Annotated in this window: 22 protein-coding genes and 1 tRNA gene; 12 read left to right on the forward strand and 11 right to left on the reverse strand. The window is 56.7% G+C overall.

Going from position 1 to position 25,969, the window contains the following annotated elements; translation table 11 throughout:
- Nucleotides 1-393: 393 nt before the first annotated feature.
- From UTO39_RS15150 to mgtE, 6 genes are all read left to right on the forward strand, one after another.
- Nucleotides 394-1,506, forward strand: coding sequence for a porin OmpC (locus UTO39_RS15150; protein WP_061097573.1), 1,113 nt, complete (start codon nt 394-396; stop codon nt 1,504-1,506).
- Nucleotides 1,507-1,620: 114 nt separating this feature from the next.
- Nucleotides 1,621-2,676, forward strand: coding sequence for an FAD:protein FMN transferase ApbE (gene apbE, locus UTO39_RS15155; RefSeq protein WP_320727505.1), 1,056 nt, complete (start codon nt 1,621-1,623; stop codon nt 2,674-2,676).
- Between the two features lie 72 nt (nt 2,677-2,748).
- Nucleotides 2,749-3,807, forward strand: a complete 1,059-nt coding sequence (gene ada, locus UTO39_RS15160; RefSeq protein ID WP_320727521.1) for a bifunctional DNA-binding transcriptional regulator/O6-methylguanine-DNA methyltransferase Ada — start codon at nt 2,749-2,751, stop codon at nt 3,805-3,807.
- Entirely contained in the window at nt 3,807-4,463 is a 657-nt protein-coding gene (gene alkB / locus UTO39_RS15165; protein WP_320727506.1) for a DNA oxidative demethylase AlkB, read from the forward strand. Before ada ends, alkB begins: the two co-directional genes overlap by 1 nt.
- Before the next feature lie 69 nt (nt 4,464-4,532).
- On the forward strand, nt 4,533-6,176 hold the full coding sequence (locus UTO39_RS15170) for a multidrug ABC transporter permease/ATP-binding protein (RefSeq protein WP_320727507.1): 1,644 nt from the start codon (nt 4,533-4,535) through the stop codon (nt 6,174-6,176).
- 148 nt (nt 6,177-6,324) lie between these two features.
- Nucleotides 6,325-7,761: a magnesium transporter gene (gene mgtE, locus UTO39_RS15175; protein WP_061097577.1), complete on the forward strand. Its 1,437-nt coding sequence runs from the start codon at nt 6,325-6,327 to the stop codon at nt 7,759-7,761.
- Here the strand turns inward: mgtE and UTO39_RS15180 are convergent.
- A complete protein-coding gene (locus tag UTO39_RS15180) occupies nt 7,724-9,013 on the reverse strand; it encodes a SulP family inorganic anion transporter (RefSeq protein ID WP_320727522.1) in 1,290 nt (429 codons plus the stop codon). The genes mgtE and UTO39_RS15180 overlap by 38 nt on opposite strands.
- A gap of 188 nt (nt 9,014-9,201) precedes the next feature.
- On the opposite strand from UTO39_RS15180, the gene mqo reads away from it, so the two are divergent.
- The gene (gene mqo, locus UTO39_RS15185; RefSeq protein WP_151413974.1) at nt 9,202-10,851 is read left to right on the forward strand and encodes a malate dehydrogenase (quinone); all 1,650 of its coding nucleotides are present in this window, start codon (nt 9,202-9,204) and stop codon (nt 10,849-10,851) included.
- 135 nt (nt 10,852-10,986) lie between these two features.
- On the opposite strand, the gene eco is transcribed toward mqo, so the two are convergent.
- Nucleotides 10,987-11,490 (reverse strand): serine protease inhibitor ecotin, encoded by a 504-nt coding sequence (gene eco / locus UTO39_RS15190; RefSeq protein WP_061097580.1) that lies wholly within the window; start codon nt 11,488-11,490, stop codon nt 10,987-10,989.
- A 209-nt stretch (nt 11,491-11,699) separates the two neighbouring features.
- Here eco and UTO39_RS15195 point away from each other — a divergent pair, with 209 nt between their 5' ends.
- Nucleotides 11,700-11,960, forward strand: a complete 261-nt coding sequence (locus UTO39_RS15195; protein WP_008500962.1) for a DUF2534 family protein — start codon at nt 11,700-11,702, stop codon at nt 11,958-11,960.
- Between the two features lie 93 nt (nt 11,961-12,053).
- Here the strand turns inward: UTO39_RS15195 and UTO39_RS15200 are convergent.
- The 3 genes from UTO39_RS15200 to UTO39_RS15210 form a co-directional block, all read right to left on the reverse strand.
- Nucleotides 12,054-12,130, reverse strand: a tRNA-Pro gene (locus UTO39_RS15200).
- A gap of 71 nt (nt 12,131-12,201) precedes the next feature.
- A complete protein-coding gene (gene yejM, locus UTO39_RS15205) occupies nt 12,202-13,962 on the reverse strand; it encodes an LPS biosynthesis-modulating metalloenzyme YejM (RefSeq protein WP_320727508.1) in 1,761 nt (586 codons plus the stop codon).
- A 19-nt stretch (nt 13,963-13,981) separates the two neighbouring features.
- On the reverse strand, nt 13,982-14,209 hold the full coding sequence (locus UTO39_RS15210; RefSeq protein ID WP_320727509.1) for a YejL family protein: 228 nt from the start codon (nt 14,207-14,209) through the stop codon (nt 13,982-13,984).
- A gap of 134 nt (nt 14,210-14,343) precedes the next feature.
- Between UTO39_RS15210 and yejK the strand changes: the two genes are divergently transcribed.
- Nucleotides 14,344-15,351: a nucleoid-associated protein YejK gene (gene yejK / locus UTO39_RS15215; RefSeq protein ID WP_032641831.1), complete on the forward strand. Its 1,008-nt coding sequence runs from the start codon at nt 14,344-14,346 to the stop codon at nt 15,349-15,351.
- 52 nt (nt 15,352-15,403) lie between these two features.
- Here the strand turns inward: yejK and rplY are convergent, their stop codons facing one another.
- Both rplY and UTO39_RS15225 read right to left on the reverse strand, forming a co-directional pair.
- The gene (rplY, locus tag UTO39_RS15220) at nt 15,404-15,688 is read right to left on the reverse strand and encodes a 50S ribosomal protein L25 (protein WP_061097582.1); all 285 of its coding nucleotides are present in this window, start codon (nt 15,686-15,688) and stop codon (nt 15,404-15,406) included.
- Nucleotides 15,689-15,813: 125 nt separating this feature from the next.
- The gene (locus tag UTO39_RS15225) at nt 15,814-17,574 is read right to left on the reverse strand and encodes a DEAD/DEAH box helicase (RefSeq protein ID WP_320727510.1); all 1,761 of its coding nucleotides are present in this window, start codon (nt 17,572-17,574) and stop codon (nt 15,814-15,816) included.
- Nucleotides 17,575-17,855: 281 nt separating this feature from the next.
- Between UTO39_RS15225 and rsuA the strand changes: the two genes are divergently transcribed.
- From rsuA to UTO39_RS15240, 3 genes are all read left to right on the forward strand, one after another.
- Nucleotides 17,856-18,563 (forward strand): 16S rRNA pseudouridine(516) synthase RsuA, encoded by a 708-nt coding sequence (rsuA, locus tag UTO39_RS15230; RefSeq protein ID WP_320727511.1) that lies wholly within the window; start codon nt 17,856-17,858, stop codon nt 18,561-18,563.
- Between the two features lie 15 nt (nt 18,564-18,578).
- Nucleotides 18,579-19,775: a Bcr/CflA family multidrug efflux MFS transporter gene (locus UTO39_RS15235; protein WP_061097585.1), complete on the forward strand. Its 1,197-nt coding sequence runs from the start codon at nt 18,579-18,581 to the stop codon at nt 19,773-19,775.
- A 279-nt stretch (nt 19,776-20,054) separates the two neighbouring features.
- Complete coding sequence (locus UTO39_RS15240; RefSeq protein ID WP_028013883.1) at nt 20,055-20,399, forward strand: YejG family protein; 345 nt, start codon at nt 20,055-20,057, stop codon at nt 20,397-20,399.
- A 3-nt stretch (nt 20,400-20,402) separates the two neighbouring features.
- On the opposite strand, the gene yejF is transcribed toward UTO39_RS15240, so the two are convergent.
- Genes yejF through UTO39_RS15260 form a run of 4 tightly spaced genes read right to left on the reverse strand, consistent with a single transcriptional unit; the run spans nt 20,403 to nt 25,928 of the window.
- Complete coding sequence (yejF, locus tag UTO39_RS15245) at nt 20,403-21,992, reverse strand: microcin C ABC transporter ATP-binding protein YejF (protein ID WP_320727512.1); 1,590 nt, start codon at nt 21,990-21,992, stop codon at nt 20,403-20,405.
- 1 nt (nt 21,993) lies between these two features.
- On the reverse strand, nt 21,994-23,019 hold the full coding sequence (locus UTO39_RS15250; RefSeq protein ID WP_320727513.1) for an ABC transporter permease: 1,026 nt from the start codon (nt 23,017-23,019) through the stop codon (nt 21,994-21,996).
- Nucleotides 23,019-24,113, reverse strand: coding sequence for a microcin C ABC transporter permease YejB (locus UTO39_RS15255; protein ID WP_028013880.1), 1,095 nt, complete (start codon nt 24,111-24,113; stop codon nt 23,019-23,021). The genes UTO39_RS15250 and UTO39_RS15255 overlap by 1 nt, the downstream gene beginning before the upstream one ends.
- Nucleotides 24,114-24,122: 9 nt before the next feature.
- Nucleotides 24,123-25,928: an extracellular solute-binding protein gene (locus UTO39_RS15260; protein WP_320727514.1), complete on the reverse strand. Its 1,806-nt coding sequence runs from the start codon at nt 25,926-25,928 to the stop codon at nt 24,123-24,125.
- Between the last annotated feature and the right edge of the window lie 41 nt (nt 25,929-25,969).

Raw genomic sequence — 25,969 nt, forward strand, 5'->3', positions numbered from 1 at the left:
GGTTGAATTAGGGATAAACAGACATTCAAAGCTGAATGACGGTAATAAATAAAGTTAATGATGATAGCGAGAGTTATTTTAGAGACTGGCGTCGATCTTGTTTTGTCATTCAGTGCGGTAACGTTTTTTATTTTAACTCTTTGATATATATTGGTTGTTTTTTCTTTTTGATTATAAGTGCTAAATTTCTAAGCTTTTTGTGCTTTGTAAAAGTTCCTTTTCATTTACACCTTGAAACATGTTGATAGATAAATGAAACATCTTCAAAGTTTTCGTATCATATTCGCATTGGATTATTCTGTAATTTTGCGGAGAATGAAATTGCCGACTGGTTAATGAGGGTTAACCAGTAAGCAGTGGCAATTATAAGGCATATAACAGAGGGTTAATAAAATGAAAGTTAAAGTACTGTCCCTCCTGGTACCAGCACTGCTGGTAGCAGGCGCAGCAAATGCGGCCGAAATTTATAACAAAGATGGCAACAAATTAGATCTGTACGGTAAAGTTGATGGTCTGCACTATTTCTCTGACGACAAGGGTGCTGACGGCGACCAGACCTACATGCGTCTTGGCTTCAAAGGCGAAACTCAGGTTAACGATCAGCTGACCGGTTACGGCCAGTGGGAATACCAGATCCAGGGTAACACCACTGAGAGCGACAACCAGTCCTGGACGCGTGTGGCGTTTGCCGGTCTGAAATTCGCTGAAGCAGGTTCTTTCGATTACGGTCGTAACTACGGCGTGATCTACGACGTAACTTCCTGGACTGACGTTCTGCCAGAATTTGGCGGCGATACCTACGGCTCAGACAACTTCCTGCAGTCTCGTGCTAACGGCGTGGCGACCTACCGTAACCAGGACTTCTTTGGTCTGGTGGATGGTCTGAACTTTGCGCTGCAGTATCAGGGTAAAAACGGTAGCGTAAGCGGCGAAAACGTCGGTGGACGCAGCCTGCTGAAACAGAACGGCGACGGCTACGGTGCATCCGTAACCTATAACCTGGGCGAAGGCTTCAGCGTGGGTGGTGCGATGTCCTCCTCCAAACGTACAGCTGACCAGAACGCACCGGGCGTTTATGGTAACGGCGATCACGCAGAAGTCTATTCTGGCGGCCTGAAATACGATGCCAACAACATCTACCTGGCTGCGCAGTACTCTCAGACCTACAACGCAACCCGCTTCGGTACTTCTAACGGCGACAGCCCGACTACCGCTTACGGCTTTGCTAACAAAGCGCAGAACTTCGAAGTGGTTGCTCAGTACCAGTTCGACTTCGGCCTGCGTCCATCCGTGGCTTACCTGCAGTCCAAAGGTAAAGACATCGAAGGTTACGGCGATCAGGATCTGCTGAAATATGTTGATGTGGGTGCCACTTACTACTTCAACAAAAACATGTCCACCTACGTGGATTACAAAATCAACCTGGTTGATGAAAATGAGTTCACCCGTCAGGCCGGTATCGGTACTGATGATATCGTCGCGCTGGGTCTGGTTTACCAGTTCTAATCGCGTCATCGTGTGACTAAGGGGCCGGATGGCCCCTTTTTTGTGCCTTTTTGGGGCCTCACAATGCAACCGTTTTGGTGTACTCTTGCCGCCCTGGCATGAGGATAATAATGAATGGACATGACTTTTTTACGCGCCAGCTTTCTGGCTATGCTTTTTTTCCTGACCGCGTGTGACGATTCCGCGCCCGTGGCGAAAACCGATGCACCCGCCGCGACGGTGCTCGAAGGCAAAACGATGGGTACCTTCTGGCGCGTCAGCGTGATGGGCCTGGATAAAACCCGCGTTGATGAACTTCGCGGTAAAATCCAGTCTCAGCTGGATGCCGACGATCAGCTGCTCTCAACCTATAAAAATGACTCGGCGCTGATGCGCTTCAATCTCTCCACCAGTACCTCCCTGTGGCCGGTGAGCGAAGCGATGGCCGATATCGTCACTGAATCAATGCGCGTGGGATATAAAACCAACGGCGCGATGGACGTCACCGTCGGGCCTCTGGTCAATCTCTGGGGATTTGGTCCCAACAAACAGCCGGTGACCACACCCGATCGGGCGGCCATTGATGATGCCCGCGCCCGGACAGGGCTAAAGCATCTGACGGTGATCAACCAGTACGGCCAGCAGTATCTGCAGAAAGACATCCCGGATCTGTTTGTCGATCTGTCGACGGTAGGTGAAGGCTACGCGGCGGATCATCTTGCCGCGCTGATGACGCAGGAAGGGATATCGCGCTACCTGGTCTCCGTGGGCGGCGCGTTAGTCAGCCGGGGCATGAACGCCAGCGGTAAACCGTGGCGCGTGGCGATTCAAAAACCGACCGATCGGCAAAACGCCGTGCAGGCCATAGTGGATATTAACGGGCACGGCATCAGCACGTCCGGGAGCTACCGTAACTATTACGAACTCGACGGGAAGCGTATTTCGCACGTGATTGACCCTCAGACCGGGCGTCCCATCACGCATAACCTGGTCTCGGTGACCGTGATTGCCCCTACCGCGCTGGAAGCCGATGCCTGGGATACCGGCTTAATGGTTCTCGGCCCGGAAAAAGCCAAAGAGGTGGTTCGTCAGGAAGGGCTGGCGGTTTATATGATCACTAAAGAGGGCGACGGGTTCAAAACCTGGAGCTCGCCGCAGTTCAACAGCTTCCTGGTGAACGACAAAAATTAAAAAGCAAGGTTGCGGGTTTTTTATCACTGGCGCTCATGCACGCTAAAGGTATGCTTGTAAGAGGAGCTGATGATGAAAAATCCAACCTACATGAACGATGAGGATCGCTGGCAGGCCGTTCTGGCTCGCGATCCACGCGCTGACGATCGGTTTGTCTTTGCCGTGCAGACGACGGGGATTTTCTGCCGCCCGTCCTGCCGCGCCCGTCATGCGCTGCGTAAAAACGTCTGCTTTTATCCCGATGTCCAGCATGCCATTCAGGCAGGGTTTCGCCCGTGCAAGCGCTGTATGCCGGACAAACGCGATCCGCAGCAGCAGAAGCTGGCGAAAGTGGAGCACGCCTGCCGTCTTCTGGAGCAGGATCCCGCGCTGACGCTGGAAGGCCTGGCGCAGCAGGTCGCCATGAGTCCTTTCCATTTCCATCGGCTGTTTAAGTCCGTCACCGGGATGACGCCAAAAGCCTGGCAGCAGGCGGCGCGGGGGCAACGTCTGCGCGCGGCGCTTGCGCAGGGAAACAAAATTACCGATGCCGTGCTGGCGGCAGGTTTTCCCGACAGCAGCACCTATTACCGCAAGGCCAACGACGCGCTGGGGATGACGGCGAAACAGTACCGCAAAGGTGAGGTATCGGTGCAGTACGCCATTGACGACTGTTCGTTAGGACGCTGTCTGGTCGCTGAAAGCGAGCGGGGGATTTGCGCGATACTGCTGGGCGACAGCGATACTGAATTAGCCGAAGAGCTGGCGACGCTGTTTCCAAACGCGGAGCCTGCTCCACGGGAAGATGCCTTTGCGCAGCGTATCCGTCAGGTCATTGCCAGTATTGATAACCGCGCGGCGCCGCTGGCGCTGCCGCTGGATATACGCGGCACCGCGTTCCAGCAGCGGGTCTGGCAGGCCCTTCGTGACATCCCCTGCGGGGAAACGGCCAGCTATCAGCAGGTGGCGCAGGCGATTGGCCAGCCCAACGCGGTGCGTGCCGTCGCCGGAGCCTGCGCGGCAAACAGGCTGGCGATTGTGATCCCCTGTCACCGCGTGGTTCGTAACGACGGCGCGCTGTCGGGCTATCGCTGGGGGGCGGCGCGAAAAGCACTATTACTGAAACGTGAGGCGAAACGCCGGGAGGGATAATGCTCGATCTTTTTGCGGATGCTGAACCCTGGCAGGAGCCGCTTGCGCCTGGAGCGACGATCCTGCGCCGCTTTGCACTCTCACGCGCGCAGGCGCTGCTTGCCGGCATAGAAGAGGTGACGGCCGTTTCACCGTTTCGCCATATGGTGACGCCGGGCGGCTACACCATGTCGGTAGTCATGGCCAACTGCGGGGAGCTGGGGTGGGCGACGAACGTGCGCGGCTATCTGTATGCCCCGAACGATCCCGCCACCGGCCAGCCGTGGCCCCCGATGCCGGCAGCTTTTCAGGCGCTCTGCCACGAGGCTGCCGTTGCGGCAGGTTACCCGGACTTCCGGCCGGATGCCTGCCTGATTAACCGCTACGCCGTCGGCGCGAAGCTCTCCCTGCATCAGGACAAAGATGAACCCGATCTGCGGGCGCCCATCGTCTCGGTATCGTTAGGTCTGCCCGCCGTCTTCCAGTTTGGCGGATTGCGCCGCAACGATCCGCTCAGGCGCATTATGCTGGAGCATGGCGACGTGGTGGTGTGGGGCAGGGAGTCACGGCTGTACTATCACGGCATTCAGCCCCTGAAGCCCGGGGTTCATCCCCTTACTGGCGAGTACCGCTATAATCTGACGTTCCGTCAGGCGGGATTGAGCAAACAAAAATAAGAATTATTCTTGATGTCCGCGCAGGGCAGTTTACACTGCTGGCTGATTTTTATTGTCCGGATTGCCTGCATGCAACTACTTCTTCTTGTCTGGCGTCAGTACCGCTGGCCCTTTATTGCCGTAATGGCCTTAAGCCTCGCCAGCGCCGCGCTGGGTATTGGCCTGATCGCGTTTATCAACGTGCGGCTAATCGAAATGGTCGATACCTCACTCTCGGTGCTGCCGGAGTTTCTCGGCCTGCTGCTGCTGTTGATGGCGGTTACGCTTGGCTCTCAGCTGGCGCTGACCGCGCTTGGCCACCATTTTGTTTTCCGCCTGCGCAGCGAGTTCATCAAGCGGATCCTCGACACGCAGGTTGAGCGCGTGGAGCAGCTCGGCAGCGCCTCCCTGCTGGCGGGGCTGACCAGCGACGTACGCGCGATTACCATCGCGTTTGTCCGCCTGCCGGAGCTGGTGCAGGGGATCATCCTGACCTTTGGCTCGGCGGCCTATCTCGCCTGGCTTTCGACAAAAATGCTGGCGGTGACCGCGGTGTGGATTGCCATCACCATCTGGGGCGGTTTCGTGCTGGTGTCGCGCGTCTATAAACACATGGCGGTCCTGCGCGAAACGGAAGATAAGCTCTATAACGATTACCAGACGGTGCTCGAAGGGCGTAAAGAGCTGACCCTCAACCGCGAGCGTGCCGAGCATATCTTCAATAACCTCTATATTCCGGACGCGCGCGAATACCGGCACCACATTATTCGCGCCGATACCTTCCACCTGAGCGCGGTGAACTGGTCCAACATTATGATGCTGGGCGCCATTGGCCTGGTGTTCTGGATGGCGAACAGCCTGGGCTGGGCTGACACCAACGTGGCGGCGACCTACTCGCTGACGCTGCTGTTCCTGCGTACGCCGCTGCTCTCGGCCGTCGGCGCATTGCCCACCTTGCTGAGCGCACAGGTGGCGTTTAATAAGCTCAAAAAATTCGATCTCGCGCCGTTCAAAGCCGAATTCCCGCGTCCGCAGGCTTTCCCGAACTGGCAGACCCTGGAGCTACGTAACGTCACGTTCCGCTATCAGGACAACGACTTCTCCGTGGGGCCGGTCAACCTGACGATTCACCGCGGCGAACTGCTGTTCCTCATCGGCGGCAACGGCAGCGGAAAATCTACGCTGGCGATGCTGCTCACCGGACTTTACCAGCCGCAGTCGGGCGAGATCCTGCTGGACGGCAAGGCGCTAAGTGCGGAGAAGCCCGAGGATTACCGCAAGCTTTTCTCAGCGGTATTCACTGACGTCTGGCTGTTTGACCAGCTGCTGGGGCCGGAAGGGCAGCAGGCCAATCCTGAGCTGGTGGAAAAATGGCTTACGCAGCTGCAGATGGCGCACAAGCTGGAGCTTCAGGACGGTAAAATCCTGAACCTCAAGCTCTCCAAGGGGCAGAAGAAGCGCGTGGCGCTGCTGCTGGCGCTGGCGGAAGAGCGTGACATCATCCTGCTGGATGAATGGGCGGCGGATCAGGATCCGCACTTCCGCCGCGAGTTTTATCAGGTGCTGCTGCCGCTGATGCAGGAGATGGGCAAGACCATTTTCGCCATCAGCCACGACGATCATTACTTCATTCACGCCGACCGTCTGCTGGAGATGCGCGACGGCAGGCTGAGCGAGCTGACCGGCGACGAGCGCGATGCGGCATCGCGTGATGCGGTGGCGCGTACGGCCTGATGCCCTCACCCTAACCCTCTCCCACAGGGAGAGGGGATAGATCGTGGCTGTAATGACGTTTTTTTCTCCACCTCGGCCCGTTGTTTATTCTTATTTACATATCCCCGCGCTATGCTTAACGCCAACTCATTTAATGGATTTATGATTGATGTCGGTATTAAAGAAAAACAGCGCCAGGCAGCGTGACCAGGAACGTGCGCGACTCATCTGGCTTCTCACGACAGATAAAGCGGTCACGTCTACGCTATTAGGCAAACTGACCCTGGCTGAGCAATATGATGTCGGCACCTTAGCCGACGATATTGCTGAGGTAGGTGCGCTGGTTGCTCATTTACCGCCGCCGGATCTGGCGGATACCCTGGAAGCGCTTCCTTCGGAAGAGCGTCACGCCCTGTGGCGCCTGGTGCAGGATCACGAGCGTGGCCAGGTCCTGCTTGAGGCATCCGAAAACGTCTGGGATGACCTGATCGACGAGATGAGCGACCGGGACATCCTCGACGCCCTGCAAACCCTGGATATCGACGAGCAGATTTACCTTGTACAGCACCTGCCGCGTAATCTGACCGGTCGCCTGCTGGCCTCTCTGCCTGCCGATGAACGCGCGCGCGTGCGTCAGGTGATGCACTACGAGAAAAACAGCGTTGGCGCGATCATGGAGTTTGGCGTTATCACGGTACGTCCGGACGTCACGCTCGGTACCGTACAGCGCTACCTGCGCCGCCTGGGCAAAATGCCGGACAACACCGATAAGCTGTTTGTCACCGCGCGGGATAAAACCCTGCTAGGCGAGCTGGAGCTGAAAACCATCCTGCTCAACAGCACACAGCGGAAGGTGAGCGAGGTGATGGAAAACGAGCCGATGGTCTTCTCCCCGGAAGACGATGCGGAAAAAGCGGCGCGTACCTTTGAACGTGATGACCTTGTGAGTGCGGCGGTCGTAGACTCCGTCGGCAAGCTGATGGGTCGTCTGACCATCGATGAAATCGTTGACGTGGTTTATGAAGAGACCGATAACGACCTCCGCGCGCTAGGCGGGATCAGCGCCGAAGATGACGTCCACGCCTCCGTCGGCAAGGCGGTGAAAACCCGCTGGGCGTGGCTGGCTATTAACCTGTGTACCGCCTTTATCGCCTCCCGCGTGATTGACGGCTTTGAACACACCATTTCGCAGCTGGTGGCGCTGGCATCGCTGATGCCTATTGTGGCCGGGATTGGCGGCAACACCGGAAACCAGACCATCACCATGATCGTCCGCGCGCTGGCGCTGGAAAATATTCAGCCCGGTAACTTCGCCTTTCTGATCTTCAGGGAAATGGGGGTGGCGCTGATCAACGGCCTGGTATGGGGCGGCATTATGGGCGGCATCACCTGGTGGCTGTATGACGATATGGCTTTAGGCGGCGTGATGATGCTGGCGATGGTGCTGAATTTGCTGGTGGCATCGATGATGGGCGTCATTATCCCGCTGACGATGACCAAACTGGGGCGCGACCCCGCGGTGGGGTCGAGCGTGATGATCACCGCCATCACCGATACCGGCGGCTTCTTTATTTTTCTTGGGCTGGCAACGATTTTTCTGCTTTAACCCGACGCTTAATCCGGGCGGGGATCAGTGCCATGACGATAATCCCGCCCAGTACGCCAACCGCCAGATTGCCGGTTGAAACCGTTGCGGCAACGGTCACCAGCATTACTACCGTTTCTGCAACCGGGGCATTTTTTATCGTGGCGGGCTGAAGGCTGTGCCAGCTGAAGGTTTTGACGGCGACAATCGCCATAATCCCCGCCAGCACCGCCATCGGGATTTTAGCCATCACTTCACTGAGTGCCGTCACCAGGATCAGCAGCACGATGCCCGCCGCAATGGTTGAAATGCGGCTTCGCCCTTTTCCCATCTCCACGTTAACGATGGTTTGTCCGATCATCGCGCAGCCCGCAATGCCACCGTAAAGCCCGGCCATGATATTTCCGACGCCCAGCCCGATGCTCTCGCGACGCTTGCTGGAGGGCGTAACCGTCAGTTCGTCCACCAGTTTTGCCGTCAGCAGGGATTCCAGCAGACCGACGAAGGCAATGCTCAACGCGCACGGCCAGATAATGCTCAGCGTTTGCAAATTAAGCGGCACCAGCAGCTGGGTAAATCCAGGCAGACCGCCAGTCATTGAGCCTTCATCACCGACGGTCGGCAGGATCTGACCGGTGGTGACGGTGAAAAGGGTTAACAGCACAATCGCAATCAGCGGGGAAGGGACGCTTTTAATATAGCGCGGCACCCACAGCACAATCAGCAGCGTCAGGACGAACAGGCCCACAATCAGCGGGCTTCGGCTCCAGAAATGCGGCACCTGAGCGAAGAAAATCAAAATGCCCAGGGCGTTAACAAATCCGGTCATCACCGACTGGGGAATAAAGCGCATCAGTCTTGCCATGCCCAGCACGCCAAACAAAATCTGGATCGCGCCAGCCATCAGCACGGCGGGAAGAATGTACTGTACCCCGTGCTGATGCACCATCGGGCCAATCACCAGCGCCACGGAACCGGCCGCAGCCGTGACCATCGCCGGACGACCGCCCAGCACAGAGAGAGTAAGACACAGCACCACGGAGGCGATCAGGCTAACCTTCGGGTCAACGCCCGCCACCACGGAAAATGAGATGACCTCGGGGATCAGCGCCAGAGCGGTAATTACGCCCGCCAGCGTTTCACGCGTCAGTTGTTTAGGAGAGCGCAGCACGCTGGCTACGCTGTCTTCAGGGGATACAGCAGAATGGGGTAAGGACATAACAGTTCGCTGGTTAGGGCAGGCTTCCGTGCGCGCGATCACAAAGTGCAGCATAGTAGCCATAAATTCCCCCTAATGCCAGTTGCGCGCCGCAATCCCCTACAAACAATCCATCATTAAATTTCACAATTACAATAATTTCGTAACCTTTAAACAATATTTAAAAGTTGTTACCGTGCCCACGCAGCTTTTTTCACCTGCAATTTCCACGCATCAAGCACTTTTACACTAAGGCATAAATTATGAAAAAAATGACTGCCATGCTCTTTTCTCTGGCCGTTGGGCTCAGCGCCGTCTCAATGGCAGCGAAAGCAGACGCACCAAAAGAGCAGGAAACGGACGTCCTTTTGATTGGTGGCGGCATCATGAGCGCCACGCTGGGAACCTATCTGCAAGAACTGCAGCCGGACTGGTCCATGACCATGGTCGAGCGCCTCGATGGCGTGGCGCAGGAGAGTTCGAACGGCTGGAATAACGCCGGTACGGGCCATTCGGCACTCATGGAACTGAACTATACGCCGCAGAAAAAGGACGGTTCCATTAGTATCGAGAAGGCGGTAGAGATCAACGAAGCGTTCCAGATCTCGCGTCAGTTCTGGTCTCACCAGGTCAACAGCGGCGTGATGCACGACCCGCACTCCTTCATCAATACCGTGCCGCACATGAGCTTTGTGTGGGGCGAGCAGAACGTGAATTTCCTGCGCGCGCGCTACGCTGCGCTGCAGCAGAGCACCCTGTTCCGCGGGATGAAATACTCTGAAGACCACGCGCAGATTAAAGAGTGGGCACCGCTGGTCATGGAAGGTCGTGACCCGAACCAGAAAGTGGCGGCGACCCGCACCGAAATCGGGACCGACGTGAACTACGGCGAGATTACCCGTCAGCTGGTGGCGTCCCTGAAGAAGAAAGATAACTTCAATCTGCAGCTCAGCACCGAAGTGCGCGGCTTTAAGCGCAATGCGGACAACAGCTGGAGCGTGACCGTTGCCGATCTGAAAAACAATGAAGCCGAGCACGTCATTAAGGCGAAGTTTGTCTTCATCGGTGCGGGCGGCGCGGCGCTGAAGCTGCTGCAGGAGTCCGGTATTCCTGAAGCTGACGACTACGCGGGCTTCCCGGTCGGCGGTCAGTTCCTGGTGTCCGAGAACCCGGAAGTGGTGAATCGCCATCTGGCGAAAGTGTACGGTCAGGCTTCCGTAGGCGCGCCACCGATGTCCGTCCCGCACATCGACACCCGCATGCTTGACGGTAAACGCGTGGTGCTGTTCGGACCGTTCGCGACCTTCTCCACCAAGTTCCTGAAAAACGGCTCACTGTGGGATCTGCTGAGCGCGACCACCACCTCTAACGTTAAACCGATGATGGACGTGGGGCTGGATAACTTCGATTTGGTGAAATACCTGATTAGCCAGGTGATGCTTTCTGATGAAGAACGCTTCGAGGCGCTGAAAGAGTACTATCCGCAGGCGAAGAAAGAAGACTGGCGTCTGTGGCAGGCGGGTCAGCGCGTGCAGATCATCAAGCGCGATCCGAAAGAGGGCGGCGTGCTGCGTCTGGGTACCGAAGTGGTGAGCGATAAGGATGGCACGATCGCCGCGCTGCTGGGTGCGTCACCGGGTGCGTCTACCGCTGCGCCAATCATGCTGCACCTGATGGAAAAAGTGTTTAAAGATAAAGTCGCCAGCCCGGAATGGCAGGCGAAGCTGAAAACCATTATTCCTTCCTACGGCACGAAGCTGAACGGTAACGTGGATGCGACGGAGCAGGAGCTGGAGTACACCAGCCGCGTGCTGCAGCTGCAGTACGTTAAGCCGCAGGCTGCGGACGCTGCACCGAAGGCGGAGCTGAAGCCTCAGCCGGAAAACAAACCGGTTGCGGATATTGCGCTGTAAGGTAAAAGCAAAACGGTAACATCCGTTACCGTTTTTAGCGTTTTCTCCCTCTCCCGGTGGGAGAGGGGTGGGGTGAGGGCACCAGAGCGCACCCTTTCCGGGTCGGGTAAGGCGAAGCCGCCACCCGACTTATTTTTAGCGTACTACCGCTTGTCCGACCGTCTCTTCTGCCTTCCACACGCGATATTTTACTTCCACGTTTTCAGGCGTATAAACCACGATCGGCAACTTGCTGTTGTAGCGCAGCAGGCTGTTGTCGCCCAGATACGCCGTCACAAATTTCTTTTCTTTCTTGCCGTCCGGGCAGGCCATCATGGTGGAAACCGGAGAGGTCACTTTATCAAAGACGTAATAGTCGTAGCCCCAGCCTTCCAGGGTTTTGCTTTCCAGCTGACCGCCCAGACGATGCTGATTGCAGTCCACTTCCAGCGTCTTGCCAATTAACAGTTCCACTTTGTAATTCGCTTCGTCCTGCTGAACCGGCAGCTGAATCACCTGACGCTTCATGCCTTTTTCCGCTTGCGGATAGGGGGCAACTTTTTCCAGCGGCTGCGCTTTTTGGGCGTCGCTGGCGAAAGCGCTGGTGCTGGCGCACGCGGCGGCGAGAAGCGCGATGGCAAATTTAGGTGCGTTTTTCATTTTCATTCCTTTATGTCAAAACGGTCCTGAACAGACTAACATAACGAGTATGAATGATTGGTGTGATTTACCTACATTTTCATTATATGTAGCGTAATAAACTTAATATTTACCGTTTTGGCAGGTGTTTGTACTGGTGTGGAGTGTGACGGGCGTTCGTGTTATTTTAGACCCTCTATAATGTTATTCATCTGTGAAAGGGAAGAGAGATGGTTCGTGCAAAACTGAAAACACCTGAAGGCCGCAAGTTCCTCCTGGCGCTACTTGTCGTGTTTATGATTGCTGCCGCCTGCGTCGGGCGGGCCACCATTGTTGGCGTCATCGAACAGTACAACATTCCTCTCTCCGCCTGGACTACCAGCATGTATGTGCTGCAGTCGGCGATGATCTTCGTTTACAGCCTTGTCTTCACCGTTCTGCTGGCAATCCCGCTGGGCATTTTCTTCCTGGGCGGACGTGAAAAACACTAAGCGTTTATCTGCTATAAGAAGCCAGCCTGCGGGCTGGCTTTTTTACAGGCAATAAAAAAACCAGCCATAAGAGGCTGGTTTTCAATGTATTTTTGGTCGGCACGAGAGGATTTGAACCTCCGACCCCCGACACCCCATGACGGTGCGCTACCAGGCTGCGCTACGTGCCGACGCATAAAAAGATACTACTCGATTCCGTTTCGAATGCAAGGGAATCTGTCGCTAACTGGTTTATAATTAATCAGTTAGCGATAAAACGTTTCTCATCCGTCAGGACCTGCAGCAGCAGGCTAAGCTGTGGTTTCTGGTCCTTCAGCCGTTCACCCTGCAGATTATAGGTCTGATAGTTCCCGTTGCTGTTCAGCACCAGCGTCAGCTTCGGCGTGGTCACCACCAGCGTGTTGCCGTCAGCTGCTGTCACCCAGTTATGGCGGCGCGTGGCGCTGAAGAGATCCTGCCCCTGGGAATACTCGTTTGCTGGCGTACTGACGTGCAGCAGGCGCTGCATCAGGGTCGTCATAACGTCTTTATGTTCTGTGAGCATATTGATGCGCTGCGCCGGCGTTCCCGGCCAGTGGATCACCAGCGGAACGTGCAGGTTTGGACGTGACCAGCTCATGCTCTTCGTCTCGTCGCCTAACGGTACGCCATGCCCCGCGGTCACGATCACGACCGTGTTATCAAGCTTGCCCGATTCACGTAGCGCGTCAAGCACGCGGCCAATCTGTGCGTCAACATCGCTGGCCGCGCGGCCGTAGCGGCGCGCAAAGCCAGCCTGGTTGCTGTCGTTAAGCGTCGTGCCGTTAAAGGCCACCCACGAGAACCAGCGGTTATCTTCCTGCGCATAGCGATTCAGCCAGTTTATCCACTGGTTTGCGGTCTGGGCATCAGACTGGCTCTGCGCGGCAGGCAGTGAGAAATCAGAGAGCAGCGCCTGGCGGTACAGTGAACTGTTGAAGCCGTCCGATGAGAACAGCCCTAACTGATAGCCCTGCTGATTAAGCCCGGTGATCAGCGCCGCAGGAATGCGCGCAGACAGCACGCCGTCCATGTATCCGGCAGAAATGCCGTAGAACAGGCCAAAGATACCCGCATCGGTTGAGTTACCTGAACTCATATGCTGGGTAAACGACACGTTCTGACTCGCGAAATCGGCCAGCGCAGGCATCTGCTTCTCGTAACGGGAATAGTTCAGGCCATCGACGGTAATCAGCAGGACGTTTTGCCCGCGACCCATATCGCGATAGCGCAGATCGCTCAGCGGATACTGCACGCTAACCGCTTCCGGATTACCCTGTTCGACCAGACGGCGCTGATACTCCTGGGCATCAAGCAGGCCGTGCTTCTCAAGGAAACGACGGGCCGTCATCGGATAAGAGAGCGGCAGGTTAGCGCGCTGCATGGTAATAGGGCGGTAGAAGTTCGCATCCGCCCAGATATACATGATGTGCGAACTGATAAATGAGACGAAAAAGAGCGCGGCGACGGGCTTCGCGTAATGGCGGCGTCGGGTCAGGCTGCGGAGCTTTTGCCAGCTCCAGGTGGCAAACAGCATCTCGATCAACAGGATCACCGGGACGCTGATGAACATCAGCTGCCAGTCGCGGGCCGTTTCGTTCTGGTCCGGGTTTATTACCAGTTCCCAGACGATAGGGTTGAGATGCAGGTGGAAACGGGTGAACACTTCACTGTCGATAAGCAGCAGCGTCATCCCCACCGTCGCAAGGATTGCGGACAAGAACCGCATCAAACGCTGCGACATGACGATAAACGTCAGAGGAAACAGGATCAGCAGATAGGTGGCGAAGACCAAAAAGCTAAAGTGACCGACAACGCTTATCCAGGAGTAGATACGCCCGGTTAGCGTTGTGGGCCAGTCTGCGACAAACAGATAACGACAGCCAATTACCGTCGCTAGCAGAATGTTGAACAGGGCAAACCAGTGTCCCCAGCTGACCATCTGGGAGACTTTTTCACGGTAGCGCTGACGATTCGTCACCATAAACTGTTGTTCGTTTCCCTTAATGGGCCTGGTCGTTGCTGACGGATGACTGTAATGCCTGGGCGAAAGATTTGGCGATCGCCTGACGCTGAGCCGGAGCAACGCTGGTGTTGATAAGGTTGGTGACCATATTTCCCAAAACCATCAGGGAGAGATCGGTCGGCGTTTTCTGTTTTTCCAGTACGTTGACCAGCTCACTGAGCAGTTGTTCAACGTGTTCATCACTGTAGCGGGAATGTTGTGGCATAAATCAAAATCAGTTTGTTGATGAAAGGGCAACATATTACCGTAGCAACAGCTTTTTTTCCCCTTTTTTATCTGTTGTTGCACACATGTCCTGGTGGTGGTTGAATACCGCCCGGTCTAAAAGGAGAGTTTATCATGAGTCTGGAAATCAACCAGATTGCCTTGCACCAGCTTATCAAGCGTGATGAGCAAACCCTTGAAGTGGTGCTACGCGATTCGTTACTGGAACCCACGGCAACCGTTGTGGAAATGATGGCAGAGCTGCATCGCGTCTACAGCGCTAAAAATAAAGCCTATGGTCTGTTCAGCGAAGAGAGTGAGCTGGCCGATAGCCTGCGCCTGCAGCGTCAGGGCGAAGAGGATTTCCTGGCGTTTAGCCGTGCGGCAACCGGGCGTCTGCGCGACGAGCTGGCAAAATATCCGTTCGCCGACGGCGGCATCGTCCTGTTCTGCCACTATCGTTATCTGGCGGTCGAATATCTTCTGGTCAGCGTGCTGAACAACTTAAGCAGCATGCGCGTGAACGAGCAGCTGGACATCAGCTCCACGCACTATCTGGATATCAACCATGCGGATATTGTGGCGCGTATTGATTTGACCGAGTGGGAAACCAACCCGGAGTCGACCCGCTACCTCACCTTCCTGAAGGGGCGCGTGGGCCGTAAGGTGGCCGATTTCTTTATGGACTTCCTCGGCGCCAGTGAAGGCCTGAACGCCAAAGCGCAGAACAAAGGGTTGCTGCAGGCCGTTGATGACTTTACGGCTGAAGCGCAGCTCGATAAATCTGAACGCCAGACCGTACGCCAGCAGGTTTACAGCTACTGCAACGAGCAGCTGCAGGCGGGGGAAGAGATTGAACTAGAGTCGCTGTCAAAAGAGCTGGCGGGCGTCAGCGAAGTGAGCTTCCAGGAATTTACCGCGGAGAAAGGCTATGAGCTTGAGGAGAGCTTCCCGGCGGATCGCAGCACGCTGCGTCAGTTAACCAAATTTGCCGGCAGCGGCGGTGGGTTAACCATCAACTTTGACGCCATGCTGTTAGGTGAACGCATCTTCTGGGATCCGGCCACCGACACCCTGACCATCAAAGGTACGCCGCCGAACCTGCGCGATCAGCTTCAGCGCCGCACCTCTGGCGGTAAATAACAGCCATAAAAAAACCCCGCAGCTGCGGGGTTTTTTTTCGACTGGTTTGCGATTACGCGCGAACGAAGTCGATGTGAGTCAGTTTTGGCTTGAACGCGTGACGCTGAACGGCCTGAACCTTCACTTTTTCTTCTTTACCGCCAACAACGATGGTCAGAACTTCGCTGTAGAACTCAGCTTTGTTCTGCATGTTCCATACTTTGTCGTGATCCAGTTCGATAGCAACTGGAGCAGCTTCGCCACCGTAAACGATAGCCGGGAACTTGTTAGCGGTACGCAGGCGGCGGCTCGCACCCTTACCCTGCACGTTACGTACTTCTGCTTCGATAGTGAACATTGATTTCTCTCTGTATTTAAAACCCTACTACAGGCGACCCAGCAGCAGGTGAGTGTTCTGCTCCACGGATGTGAAGCGGGCGGCATTTTATACTCAAATGCCCCGCACATCAATGAAAAGTCCCGTTAACCGCGCAATTCATTTGCCCGACGGAAGCGGCCTTCATAGTCAAAGACCTTCTCGCGAACCTGCCAGAACTGGCCTTTCTTGCGGGCGACCACGAAGTCGGGGTGGCGCAGCAGCACCTGCTGATGAACGATATCCGCGACGGTTATCCAGCGCAGCGGCACGCCAGGCGTACGGGTATGCGGGCGGATGAAGAGCTGCTCAAATGCCGTGCGCTGGGCAGGCGTCTGAACCCTGAACCGTTCGCTGACGTCGGCGCCATCCTCGTCGTAATAGGTGATTTTCAGCCATTCGCCTTTTTCATCCGCGCCGGGCTGCAGCGCCATGCCGGAGCAGCGCAGTACCAGCGCATCCTTCAGCTTCAGCGCCGCTTTCAGCATGTCGTCCGGGTCGACAAGCACCGTGTCGCACTCGCGGCAGCGGCGGGCGGCGATGTCGTTTTCGGCGTTGCACTGCGGGCAGTTTTTGAAGCGGAAGCGGAAATCGCACTGCTCGCGATGTCCCTCATCATCTTCAAACCAGCCCTGACAGCGGCGGCCAAAGTGTTCAATCAGCGTGCCGTCGGCGGTGGTTTTCCCCCAGAAGGTGTTGGCAAAGCCGCAGGCCGGGCAAAACACCTGCACCGGCACGTTGTCGCTTTTGCCTTTCGGCGTGCCCACTTCGGGGGAGTAGAGATCGTGCGGGTTACCCGCGTAATCGAGGATCAGACAGTCGGTTTTTCCCGGGGCCAGGCGCAGGCCGCGGCCGACAATCTGCTGATACAGGCTGACGGATTCGGTAGGGCGCAGAATGGCGATCAGATCCACGTGCGGGGCATCGAAACCGGTAGTCAAAACAGAGACGTTGACCAGATAGCGAAACTGCTGCGCTTTGAAGGCCTCAATCAGCCTGTCGCGCTCCGGGCCGGGCGTTTCGCCAGTGATCAGCGCCGCGTCGTCAGCGGGCAGCAGGCCGGTGATTTCGCGCGCGTGCTCAACGGTGGCGGCAAAAATCATGACCCCTTTGCGCGTCTGCGCAAATTCTTCGATCTGGCTAATGATGTGCGGCGTGATCCGCTTTTGCTTTTTCAGCTCCTGATTGAGGTCAGCTTCGCTGAACAAGCCGTTGTTCTGCGGCTGCAACCGGCTGAAATCATACTGCACCACCGGCATATCCAACCGCTCGGGCGGCGTCAGGTAGCCGTGCTTAATCATGTAGCGCAGCGGAAGTTCATAGATACAGTCGCTGAACAGCGCTTTCTCGTCGCCGCGCACCATGCCGTGATAATGAAAGCGATAGATCCAGCCTTTGCCCAGGCGAAACGGGGTGGCCGTCAGGCCGAGCAGGCGTAAGTGAGGGTTCACCTCTTTAAGGTGAGTGAGGATTTGCTGATACTGGCTGTCGTCGTCATCGCTGATGCGGTGACATTCGTCGACAATCAGCAGCGAAAACTCGCTGCGGAACAGATCCAGGTTGCGGGCCACCGACTGTACGCTGCCGAAAACCACTTTGCCGTGGCTCTCTTTGCGCTTCAGCCCGGCGGCGAAAATGTCGGCTTCCAGCCCCAGCGCGCAATATTTGGCATGGTTTTGCGCGACCAGCTCTTTGACGTGCGCCAGCACCAGCACGCGACCGCGCGCCAGGCGGGCCAGCTCGGCAATGACCAGGCTCTTGCCTGCACCGGTCGGGAGGACAATGGCCGCCGGTTCCCGGTGTTTGCGGAACCAGGCGAGGGTCGCGTCAACGGCTTCCTGCTGATAGGGACGAAGTGTAAAAGTCATAGGGTCTCGGTTTCGTTATTCCGCACATATACCCGTCATACTTCAAGTTGCCTTTGCGTTGGCTGCACTCGTTCACCCCGGTCACTTACTTATGTAAGCTCCCGGGGATTCACTCCTTTGCCGCCTTCATGCAACTCGAATTATTTAGGGTATAGATAGTATGCCACGAAACTTTTTCCCTTGAGTGGCGCAACCAGACCATTATACTGAACCGTTCCTGACTGCTTCTTTTTTCGGACGCACGGTCCGACTTCCAGCACCATTAAGGCTAAAAAGATTTCATGCGACTTGATAAGTTTATCGCTCAGCAACTCGGCGTAAGCCGCGCTATTGCCGGGCGCGAAATACGCGCCAGCCGCGTTACCGTGGATGGCGACATTGTGCGAGACAGCGCGTTCAAACTCCAGCCTGACCATCAGGTTGAGTACGACGGCAATCCGCTGACCCAGCAGCACGGTCCCCGCTATTTCATGCTCAATAAGCCGGAAGGCTATGTCTGCTCAACGGACGATCCGGATCACCCGACGGTGCTCTATTTCCTCGACGAACCGGTTGCGCATAAGCTGCACGCCGCGGGCCGCCTCGACATCGACACCACCGGTCTGGTGCTGATGACCGACGACGGTCAGTGGTCGCACCGCATTACTTCCCCGCGCCACCACTGCGAGAAAACCTATCTGGTCACGCTGGAGTCGCCGGTTTCTGATGACACGGCAGAGCAATTCGCGAAAGGCGTTCAGCTGCATAATGAAAAAGATCTGACTAAACCCGCCGTGCTTGAGGTCATCACCCCGACGGAGGTCCGTCTGACCATCAGCGAAGGGCGCTACCATCAGGTGAAACGTATGTTTGCCGCCGTGGGTAACCACGTTGTGGGCCTGCACCGTGAACGCATCGGTGCGATTGCGCTCGATCCCGACCTGGCGCCCGGTGAATATCGTCCGCTGACGGAAGAAGAGATTGCCAGCGTCGGTCTGCCTTCGCACTAATTTCAGGAGAACCCTGTGACCACCAGGCCACACTCGTCGTTCAAAATTGTCTTCATTCTTGGCCTGCTGGCGATGCTGATGCCGCTGTCTATCGACATGTATCTGCCTGCGCTGCCTGTGATTTCCGCGCAGTTTGGCGTACCGGCAGGCAGCGCGCAGATGACGCTCAGCACCTATATTCTCGGTTTCGCGCTCGGACAGCTGCTGTATGGCCCAATGGCCGACAGCCTGGGGCGCAAACCGGTGATTCTGGGCGGGACGCTGGTCTTTGCGGCCGCTGCGGTCGCCTGTGCGTTGGCGCAGAGTATCGATCAGCTGATTATCATGCGCTTCCTGCACGGGCTGGCCGCTGCCGCGGCGAGCGTGGTGATCAACGCCCTGATGCGCGATATCTACCCGAAAGAAGAGTTCTCCCGCATGATGTCGTTCGTCATGCTGGTGACGACGATTGCGCCGCTGGTGGCACCGATGGCCGGTGGGGCGGTGCTGGTGTGGTTTAGCTGGCACGCAATTTTCTGGATCCTGGCGCTGGCCGCGCTGCTGGCTTCGGCGATGATTTTCTTCTTTATTGATGAAACGCTGCCCGTCGAGCGCCGCCAGAAATTTCATATTCGGACCACGATAGGTAACTTTGCCTCGCTGTTTCGCCACAAGCGGGTGCTGAGCTACATGCTGGCGAGCGGATTCAGCTTCGCCGGAATGTTCTCCTTCCTGAGCGCCGGGCCGTTTGTCTATATCGAGCTGAACCACGTTTCGCCGCAGCACTTTGGCTATTATTTTGCGCTCAATATCGTCTTCCTGTTTGTCCTGACCATCATTAACAGCCGCTTTGTCCGACGCGTCGGGGCGCTGAACATGTTCCGCGCCGGGCTGTGGATCCAGTTTGTGATGGCGGTCTGGCTGGTGGTGAGCGCGTTCCTGGGCGTGGGCTTCTGGGCGCTGGTGATCGGCGTGGCGGCCTTTGTCGGCTGCGTGTCGATGATCTCGTCCAATGCGATGGCGGTGATCCTCGACGAGTTCCCGCACATGGCGGGAACCGCATCGTCTCTGGCGGGAACCTTCCGCTTCGGAATTGGTGCCATCGTCGGGGCGTTACTCTCTATGGCGACTTTTACTACGGCCTGGCCCATGCTGTGGGCGATGGCATTTTGCGCATCCAGCTCTGTTCTCTTCTGTCTTTACGCCAGCCGGCCGCGAAAAGCGGCACACTAACGCGCAGATAAGGCCCGAAAGGGCCTTTTTTGTTGACACACATCAACCAAACTCGCGTTCGTTTATCCCGTGTTTGTTTATTTTATGTAAAATCTATTTATGTAAAAAGTCACATCATTGTATTCAAAAAGGTTGAGTTAGATCGCAGAAACGGGTACATATAGCGCCGACGCGAGCCTCGATACCGATAAAAAAGCGCTGAATAGTGCAGGTTGGCGATGATGTGTTACTATAAATGTAAATAAATTGTGAAGTAAATTTTGCTTCCGGGGAACGAACGTGAATACATTACAACTCTCCATTGTCCATCGCTTGCCCCAGAGCTATCGCTGGTCGGCGGGTTTTGCAGGTTCGAAAGTTGAACCGATTCCGCAAAGCGTCGCGGGCTGTGAGAATTGCCTGGTGGCGCTCAAGCTGCTGAGCCCGAGCGACGAAAATGCGTGGCGGGTGATGGAGCGTCTCAGCCAGGCCCTGACGGATATCGAAGTGGACAGCTCCGTACTGGAGTGCGAAGGGGAGCCGTGCCTGTTTGTGAAAAGCCAGGACGAATTCGCCGCGACCTGCCGTCTGAAAAACTTTGGCGTTGCGATTGCTGAGCCTTTCTCCGGCCAGTATCCGTTTTAAGCGCTAGTCTGCCGCGAGCAGCTGGCGCGTGTAGCTCTGCGTTGGCGCAGTAAATACGCGCTGGCAATCACCCTGTTCGACCACCTCACCCTGTCGCAGCACAATCACCTGATGGCATAGCGCCCGAACCACCTGTAGATCGTGGCTGATAAAGATATAGGCCAGCCGGTGCTTTTCCTGTAGCCCTTTGAGCAGCGCCAGGATCTGCGCCTGGACGGTTCTGTCCAGAGACGAGGTCGGCTCATCCAGAATAATCAGCTCCGGTTTCAGGATCAGCGCGCGGGCGATGGCGATACGCTGGCGCTGTCCGCCGGAAAATTCCGCAGGGTAGCGGTGGCGGGTGTCGGGATCTAAGCCCACTTCCGCCATCACCCGCATGACCTCCTGTTCCCGCTGCTGCGCGCTCAGGCCAGGCTGGTGAACGCGCAGGCCCTCTTCGATAATCTGCAACACGCTGAGGCGCGGGTTAAGCGAGGAGTTGGGATCCTGAAACACCACCTGCATGCGCGGACGTACGGGCAGCATCTGGCGGCGGTTCCAGCGGTGCAGCGGCATATCGTCAAACAGGATCTCGCCCTGAGAGGCAATTAAGCGCAGCAGCGCCAGACCGGTAGTGCTTTTCCCCGAACCGGATTCGCCCACCAGCCCCAGGGATTCACCCGGTCGCAGCGAGAAGCGGATGTTTTTCAGCACCGGATTCTGGTCGACGATGCGCCGCAGAATGCCTCTGCGGATCGGGAACGAGACGGATAAATCATCGACGCGCAGCAGCGGTGTGCTGTCTGCCGCGAGTGGCACCGGGTCGCCGGAAGGCTCGCTGTCGAGCAGGCGCTGCGTATAGGGATGCTGCGGCGCGCTCAGCAGCGTGGACGCGATATTCTGTTCAACGCAGCGCCCGTTTTGCATGACCGCGACGCTGTCGGCCAGCTTTTTCACGATGCTCAGGTTGTGCGTGATAAACAGCAGGCTCATGTCCAGCTCGTCACGCAGCTCCCGTAAGAGCGTAAGAATTTGCGCCTGCACCGTGACGTCCAGCGCCGTCGTTGGCTCGTCGGCAATTAACAGCTCGGGGCGCGTGAGGAGGGCCATGGCGATCATCACCCGCTGGCGTTCACCGCCGGAGAGCTGATGTGGAAAATCATTCAGCCGTTTGGCCGCGTTGCGTATGCCCGTTCGTTCCAGACAATCCAGAATTTCGCCCCGCGCGGCCTCTTTGCGCATCCCCCGGTGCAGGGAGAGCACCTCATAAAGCTGTTTTTCCAGGGTATGGAGCGGGTTAAGGGAAACCATGGGCTCCTGAAAGATCATAGCAATCTTATTGCCGCGAATACCGCGCAGGGTATGTTCGTCAGCGTGCAGCAGCGAACGACCGTGGAAAAGAATATCCCCTTGCGGATAGCTTACGGGCGGAGAGGGCAGCAGACGCAGGATGGAGAGCGCCGAGACGCTCTTGCCTGAGCCGGATTCCCCCACCAGCGCCAGCGTTTCACCGCGCTGGATCTGCAGCGACAGGTCGGTGACCACGGTGCGGGTCTCGCCCTGCTTCGAGAAGGCAATCGACAGGTTATCAATACTGAGAAGAGGCTGCGTCATCTTATACCGCCTTGTTGGGATCGAAGGCATCGCGCACGGCTTCGCCAATAAAAATCAGCAGCGAAAGCAGCACGGCCACGGAAAGAAAGGCGGTGATGCCCAGCCACGGTGCCTGCAGGTTGTTCTTGCCCTGCAGCAGCAGTTCGCCGAGCGACGGCGACCCCAGCGGCAGGCCGAAGCCCAGAAAGTCCAGCGAGGTGAGGGTAGTAATGGAGCTGCACAGAATAAACGGCAGGAAGGTGAGGGTCGCCACCACGGCGTTAGGCAGCATATGGCGGAAGATGATCCCCCGGTCGCTTACCCCAAGCGCCTGCGCGGCGCGGATATAGTCGAAATTACGGGTGCGCAGAAACTCTGCCCGCACCACGCCGACCAACGCCATCCAGCCAAACAGAACGGTGATGCCCAGCAGCCACCAGAAGCCCGGCTGCACCACGCTGGAAAGCAGAATGATCAGAAACAGCGTTGGCATACCGGACCAGACTTCGATGATACGCTGCCCCCACAGGTCAATTTTCCCGCCGTAGTAGCCCTGAACGGCGCCGGCCACCACGCCCATTACGCTGGAGAAGACGGTCAGCATCAGCCCAAAAAGAATCGAAATCCGCGTACCGTAGAGGATGCGCGCCAGCACGTCGCCGCCGTTGGCGTCCGTTCCCAGCCAGTTTTGCGAAGAAGGCGGAGAAGGGAAGGGGGTTGTGGTCGCGAAGTTAATGCTGTTGGCGCCAAAGCGCACCGGCGCCCAGAGGGCCCAGCCGTGCTGTTCTATCTGCTGGCGCAGCCACGGATCCTGATACTCCGCAGGCGTGGCAAACGGGCCGCCGAAGTCGCTTTCACTGTAGTTAGCCAGTACCGGCACGTACCAGCGGTCGTTAAAGTGCACCAGCAACGGTTTGTCGTTGGCGATCAGCTCCGAACACATGCTCAGGACAAACAGGACGGCAAAAATCCACAGCGACCAGTAGCCGCGGCGGTTGTGACGAAAACGGGCCCAGCGGGCCTGGTTGACGGGGCTTAAACGCGGCATCAGCGGCCCTCAAAATCAATTCGGGGATCGACCAGCGTATAGCTGATATCGCTGATGATATTCAGCAGCAGGCCAATCAGGGTGAAAATATAGAGCGTACCGAACATTACCGGATAATCGCGCGACACGGTGGCTTCGTAACCCAGAAGGCCGAGACCGTTGAGCGAGAACATTACCTCAATCAGCAGCGAGCCGGTAAAAAACATGCTGATGAACGTGGCCGGAAATCCGGCAATCACCAGCAGCATGGCGTTGCGGAAAACGTGTTTCCACATGATTTGCTTTTCGCTGACCCCTTTGGCGCGGGCGGTGACGACATACTGCTTGCGGATTTCATCGAGAAAGGCGTTTTTGGTCAACATGGTCAGGGCGGCAAACCCGCCGATCACCGTTGCCAGCACCGGCAGCGTGATATGCCAGAGATAGTCGGTGATTTTCTGGTACCACGGCAGCGTGCTGAAATCGGCGGAGACCAGCCCCCGCAGCGGGAAGATGTCGAAATAGCTGCCCCCGGCAAAGAAGACGATCAGCAGAACGGCAAACAGAAACGCCGGAATAGCATAGCCGATGATGATGAAGGTGCTGCTCCAGATATCGAAGCGGCTGCCGTTGTGCACCGCTTTTCGGATCCCGAGCGGTATAGAGACCAGATAGATAATCAGCGTCCCCCACAGCCCCAGCGTGACCGAGACCGGCAGGCTTTGCTTGATCAACGTTAACACGGAGGCACTGCGGAACAGGCTATCGCCAAAATCAAAGCGGATATAATCCCAGAGCATTTTGAAATAGCGCTCGTGAATCGGCTTATCAAAGCCGTAGCGGTGGGTGATCTCGGCGATCACCTCAGGATCCAGCCCGCGCCCGCCGCGGTAGTGGCTTTCACTGATATTCCCCACGCCGGTGCGCGCATGGCTGGCACCCATGCCTTCTCCGCCGCCGCCGGGCATGCCGCCGCTGTTGCCAAACTCAATGGCGGCAATGGCCTGGTCGACCGGCCCGCCCGGGGCAATTTGCACGATAAAAAAGTTAATGGTGATGATGGCCCACAGAGTGGGAATGACCAGCAGAAGACGGCGTATTAAATAGGCACCCATGGTAATTCCTTATCGCCGCTCGGCGGGCAGTCTGGCGGCTTTATTTACGTCATACCACCAGGTGTCAAAGCCCAGGGAATAGACAGGGCGCACGGCAGGCACGGAGAACTTGTCCCAGCGCGCAAGGCGGTCTTCGCCCATATACCACATGGGCAGCATGTAGTAATTCCAGGTTAACACCCTGTCGAGGGCGCGACCGAGCGGCAGGAGCTTGTCTTTATCACCCTGCGCCGCCACAATTTTCGCAATCAGGGCATCAATCGCCGGGCTTTTTACGCCTGGCGCATTGTACGAAGAGTCGATGTAGCTGGAGGCCCAGGAGATTTGCAGGTCCGAGCTGGGCCACGGCTGCGCGGGCCACAGGCGCTGCATCATGTCGTAATCACGGCTGCGCATTCGGTTTGTGATCTGCGCGTTATCAACCTGGCGAATGTTCATGGTGATCCCCAGCCGCGCAAGGTTGTGCTTAAACGGCAGTACCCACTGATCGTTGCCGCCGGAGGAGAGCAGCAGCTCAAAGCTTAAAGGCTTGCCGGTTTTCGCATCGACGCGTTTCTGGTTCTTCAGCTGCCAGCCTGCTTCATCCAGCAGCTTGCTGGCCTTCAGCAGGTTGTCCCGGTCGTAACCGTCACCCTTTGAGGCGGGCGGCTGAAACACCGAGGTAAACACCTCCGGCGGCACTTCCGCTTTCAGCGGCGCCAGCAGGACCAGTTCCTCGGCTTTCGGGTAGTCGCGTGCGGCATATTCGGTATTCTGGAAATAGCTGTTCGCACGGCTGTACGCCCCGTAAAACAGCGCTTTGTTCATCCATTCAAAATCAAAGGCCAGGGAGATTGCTTCCCGAACGCGGCGGTCTTTAAATACCGGGCGCTGAATATTAAACGCCAGCCAGCGCGTGTCCTGGGCGGATTCGTTTTTATGCTCGTCTTTCACGATGTAGCCTTTCGTGAAGTTTTTACCGATATAGCGGGTCGCCCAGTTTTTGGCGCTGTTCTCCACGCGCAAATCGAAGGCGCCGGCTTTGAACGCTTCAAACGCTACGTTATCGTCGAGATAGTAGTCATAGCGAAGGGTGTCGAAATTCCAGCGCCCGCGGTTTACCGGCAGGTTAGCCGCCCAGTAATCTTTCACGCGGGAATAGACGACGTACTGCCCCATGCGCCAGTCGGTAATGCGGTAAGGGCCGCCCGCCAGCGGCGGCGTGGAGAGCGGGTCGCTTAACTTATGGTTTTTCCAGAACGATTCAGGCATTACCGGCAGCGAGAACAGGCTGAGCATATTCTCTTTATTTGGTTCGCTCAGCTCAATGCGTACGGTGAGGGGCGCAATGGCGCGCACCGTTGTGCCTTTATACACAATGCGGAACTGGGGAACGCCTTCGGTCATAAATTTATGAAACGTAAAGGCCACGTCGCTGGCCTTGACCGGCGTGCCGTCGTGAAAGCGGGCCCGGGGGTTTAGGATAATTTCGGCCCAGGCGAAGTTATCCGCGTAGCGCACGTTATCGGCAATCAGCGGATAATAGCTGCCGGGTTCATCATCAGACGTAACAAAAAGCGTGTCATAGAGCGATTCCGTTCGCGCCGCGGCCACGCCGCGCAGGGCGAAGCGGTTAAAGTTGTCGAACGTTCCCGTTGCCGAGAGCGTGACTTTTCCACCCTTAGGGGCGGCAGGATTGACGTAATCGAAGTGCGTAAAATTGACCGCGTATTTTGGCTCGCCAATCACGGCGAACGCGATGTTCTCTTTGATGGTTTGCGCCTGGCTGGACAGGCTCACGACTGCCAACCAAAGCAACATAAAGCGCATAAACATCTCGCGGCGGCTCCCTTTTTTACAGACCGGCTCAGTTAAGC

Source organism: Enterobacter sp. 118C5, from assembly GCF_034107645.1.
GTDB lineage: Bacteria > Pseudomonadota > Gammaproteobacteria > Enterobacterales > Enterobacteriaceae > Enterobacter > Enterobacter nematophilus.

Coding starts and splice junctions, on each gene's coding strand:
- UTO39_RS15150 (WP_061097573.1), top strand. CDS start 394: ATGAAAGTTAAAGTACTGTCCCTCCTGGTACCAGCACTGCTGGTAGCA.
- apbE (WP_320727505.1), top strand. CDS start 1,621: ATGGACATGACTTTTTTACGCGCCAGCTTTCTGGCTATGCTTTTTTTC.
- ada (WP_320727521.1), top strand. CDS start 2,749: ATGAAAAATCCAACCTACATGAACGATGAGGATCGCTGGCAGGCCGTT.
- alkB (WP_320727506.1), top strand. CDS start 3,807: ATGCTCGATCTTTTTGCGGATGCTGAACCCTGGCAGGAGCCGCTTGCG.
- UTO39_RS15170 (WP_320727507.1), top strand. CDS start 4,533: ATGCAACTACTTCTTCTTGTCTGGCGTCAGTACCGCTGGCCCTTTATT.
- mgtE (WP_061097577.1), top strand. CDS start 6,325: ATGTCGGTATTAAAGAAAAACAGCGCCAGGCAGCGTGACCAGGAACGT.
- UTO39_RS15180 (WP_320727522.1), bottom strand. CDS start 9,013: ATGCTGCACTTTGTGATCGCGCGCACGGAAGCCTGCCCTAACCAGCGA.
- mqo (WP_151413974.1), top strand. CDS start 9,202: ATGAAAAAAATGACTGCCATGCTCTTTTCTCTGGCCGTTGGGCTCAGC.
- eco (WP_061097580.1), bottom strand. CDS start 11,490: ATGAAAAACGCACCTAAATTTGCCATCGCGCTTCTCGCCGCCGCGTGC.
- UTO39_RS15195 (WP_008500962.1), top strand. CDS start 11,700: ATGGTTCGTGCAAAACTGAAAACACCTGAAGGCCGCAAGTTCCTCCTG.
- yejM (WP_320727508.1), bottom strand. CDS start 13,962: ATGGTGACGAATCGTCAGCGCTACCGTGAAAAAGTCTCCCAGATGGTC.
- UTO39_RS15210 (WP_320727509.1), bottom strand. CDS start 14,209: ATGCCACAACATTCCCGCTACAGTGATGAACACGTTGAACAACTGCTC.
- yejK (WP_032641831.1), top strand. CDS start 14,344: ATGAGTCTGGAAATCAACCAGATTGCCTTGCACCAGCTTATCAAGCGT.
- rplY (WP_061097582.1), bottom strand. CDS start 15,688: ATGTTCACTATCGAAGCAGAAGTACGTAACGTGCAGGGTAAGGGTGCG.
- UTO39_RS15225 (WP_320727510.1), bottom strand. CDS start 17,574: ATGACTTTTACACTTCGTCCCTATCAGCAGGAAGCCGTTGACGCGACC.
- rsuA (WP_320727511.1), top strand. CDS start 17,856: ATGCGACTTGATAAGTTTATCGCTCAGCAACTCGGCGTAAGCCGCGCT.
- yejF (WP_320727512.1), bottom strand. CDS start 21,992: ATGACGCAGCCTCTTCTCAGTATTGATAACCTGTCGATTGCCTTCTCG.
- UTO39_RS15250 (WP_320727513.1), bottom strand. CDS start 23,019: ATGCCGCGTTTAAGCCCCGTCAACCAGGCCCGCTGGGCCCGTTTTCGT.
- UTO39_RS15255 (WP_028013880.1), bottom strand. CDS start 24,113: ATGGGTGCCTATTTAATACGCCGTCTTCTGCTGGTCATTCCCACTCTG.
- UTO39_RS15260 (WP_320727514.1), bottom strand. CDS start 25,928: ATGTTTATGCGCTTTATGTTGCTTTGGTTGGCAGTCGTGAGCCTGTCC.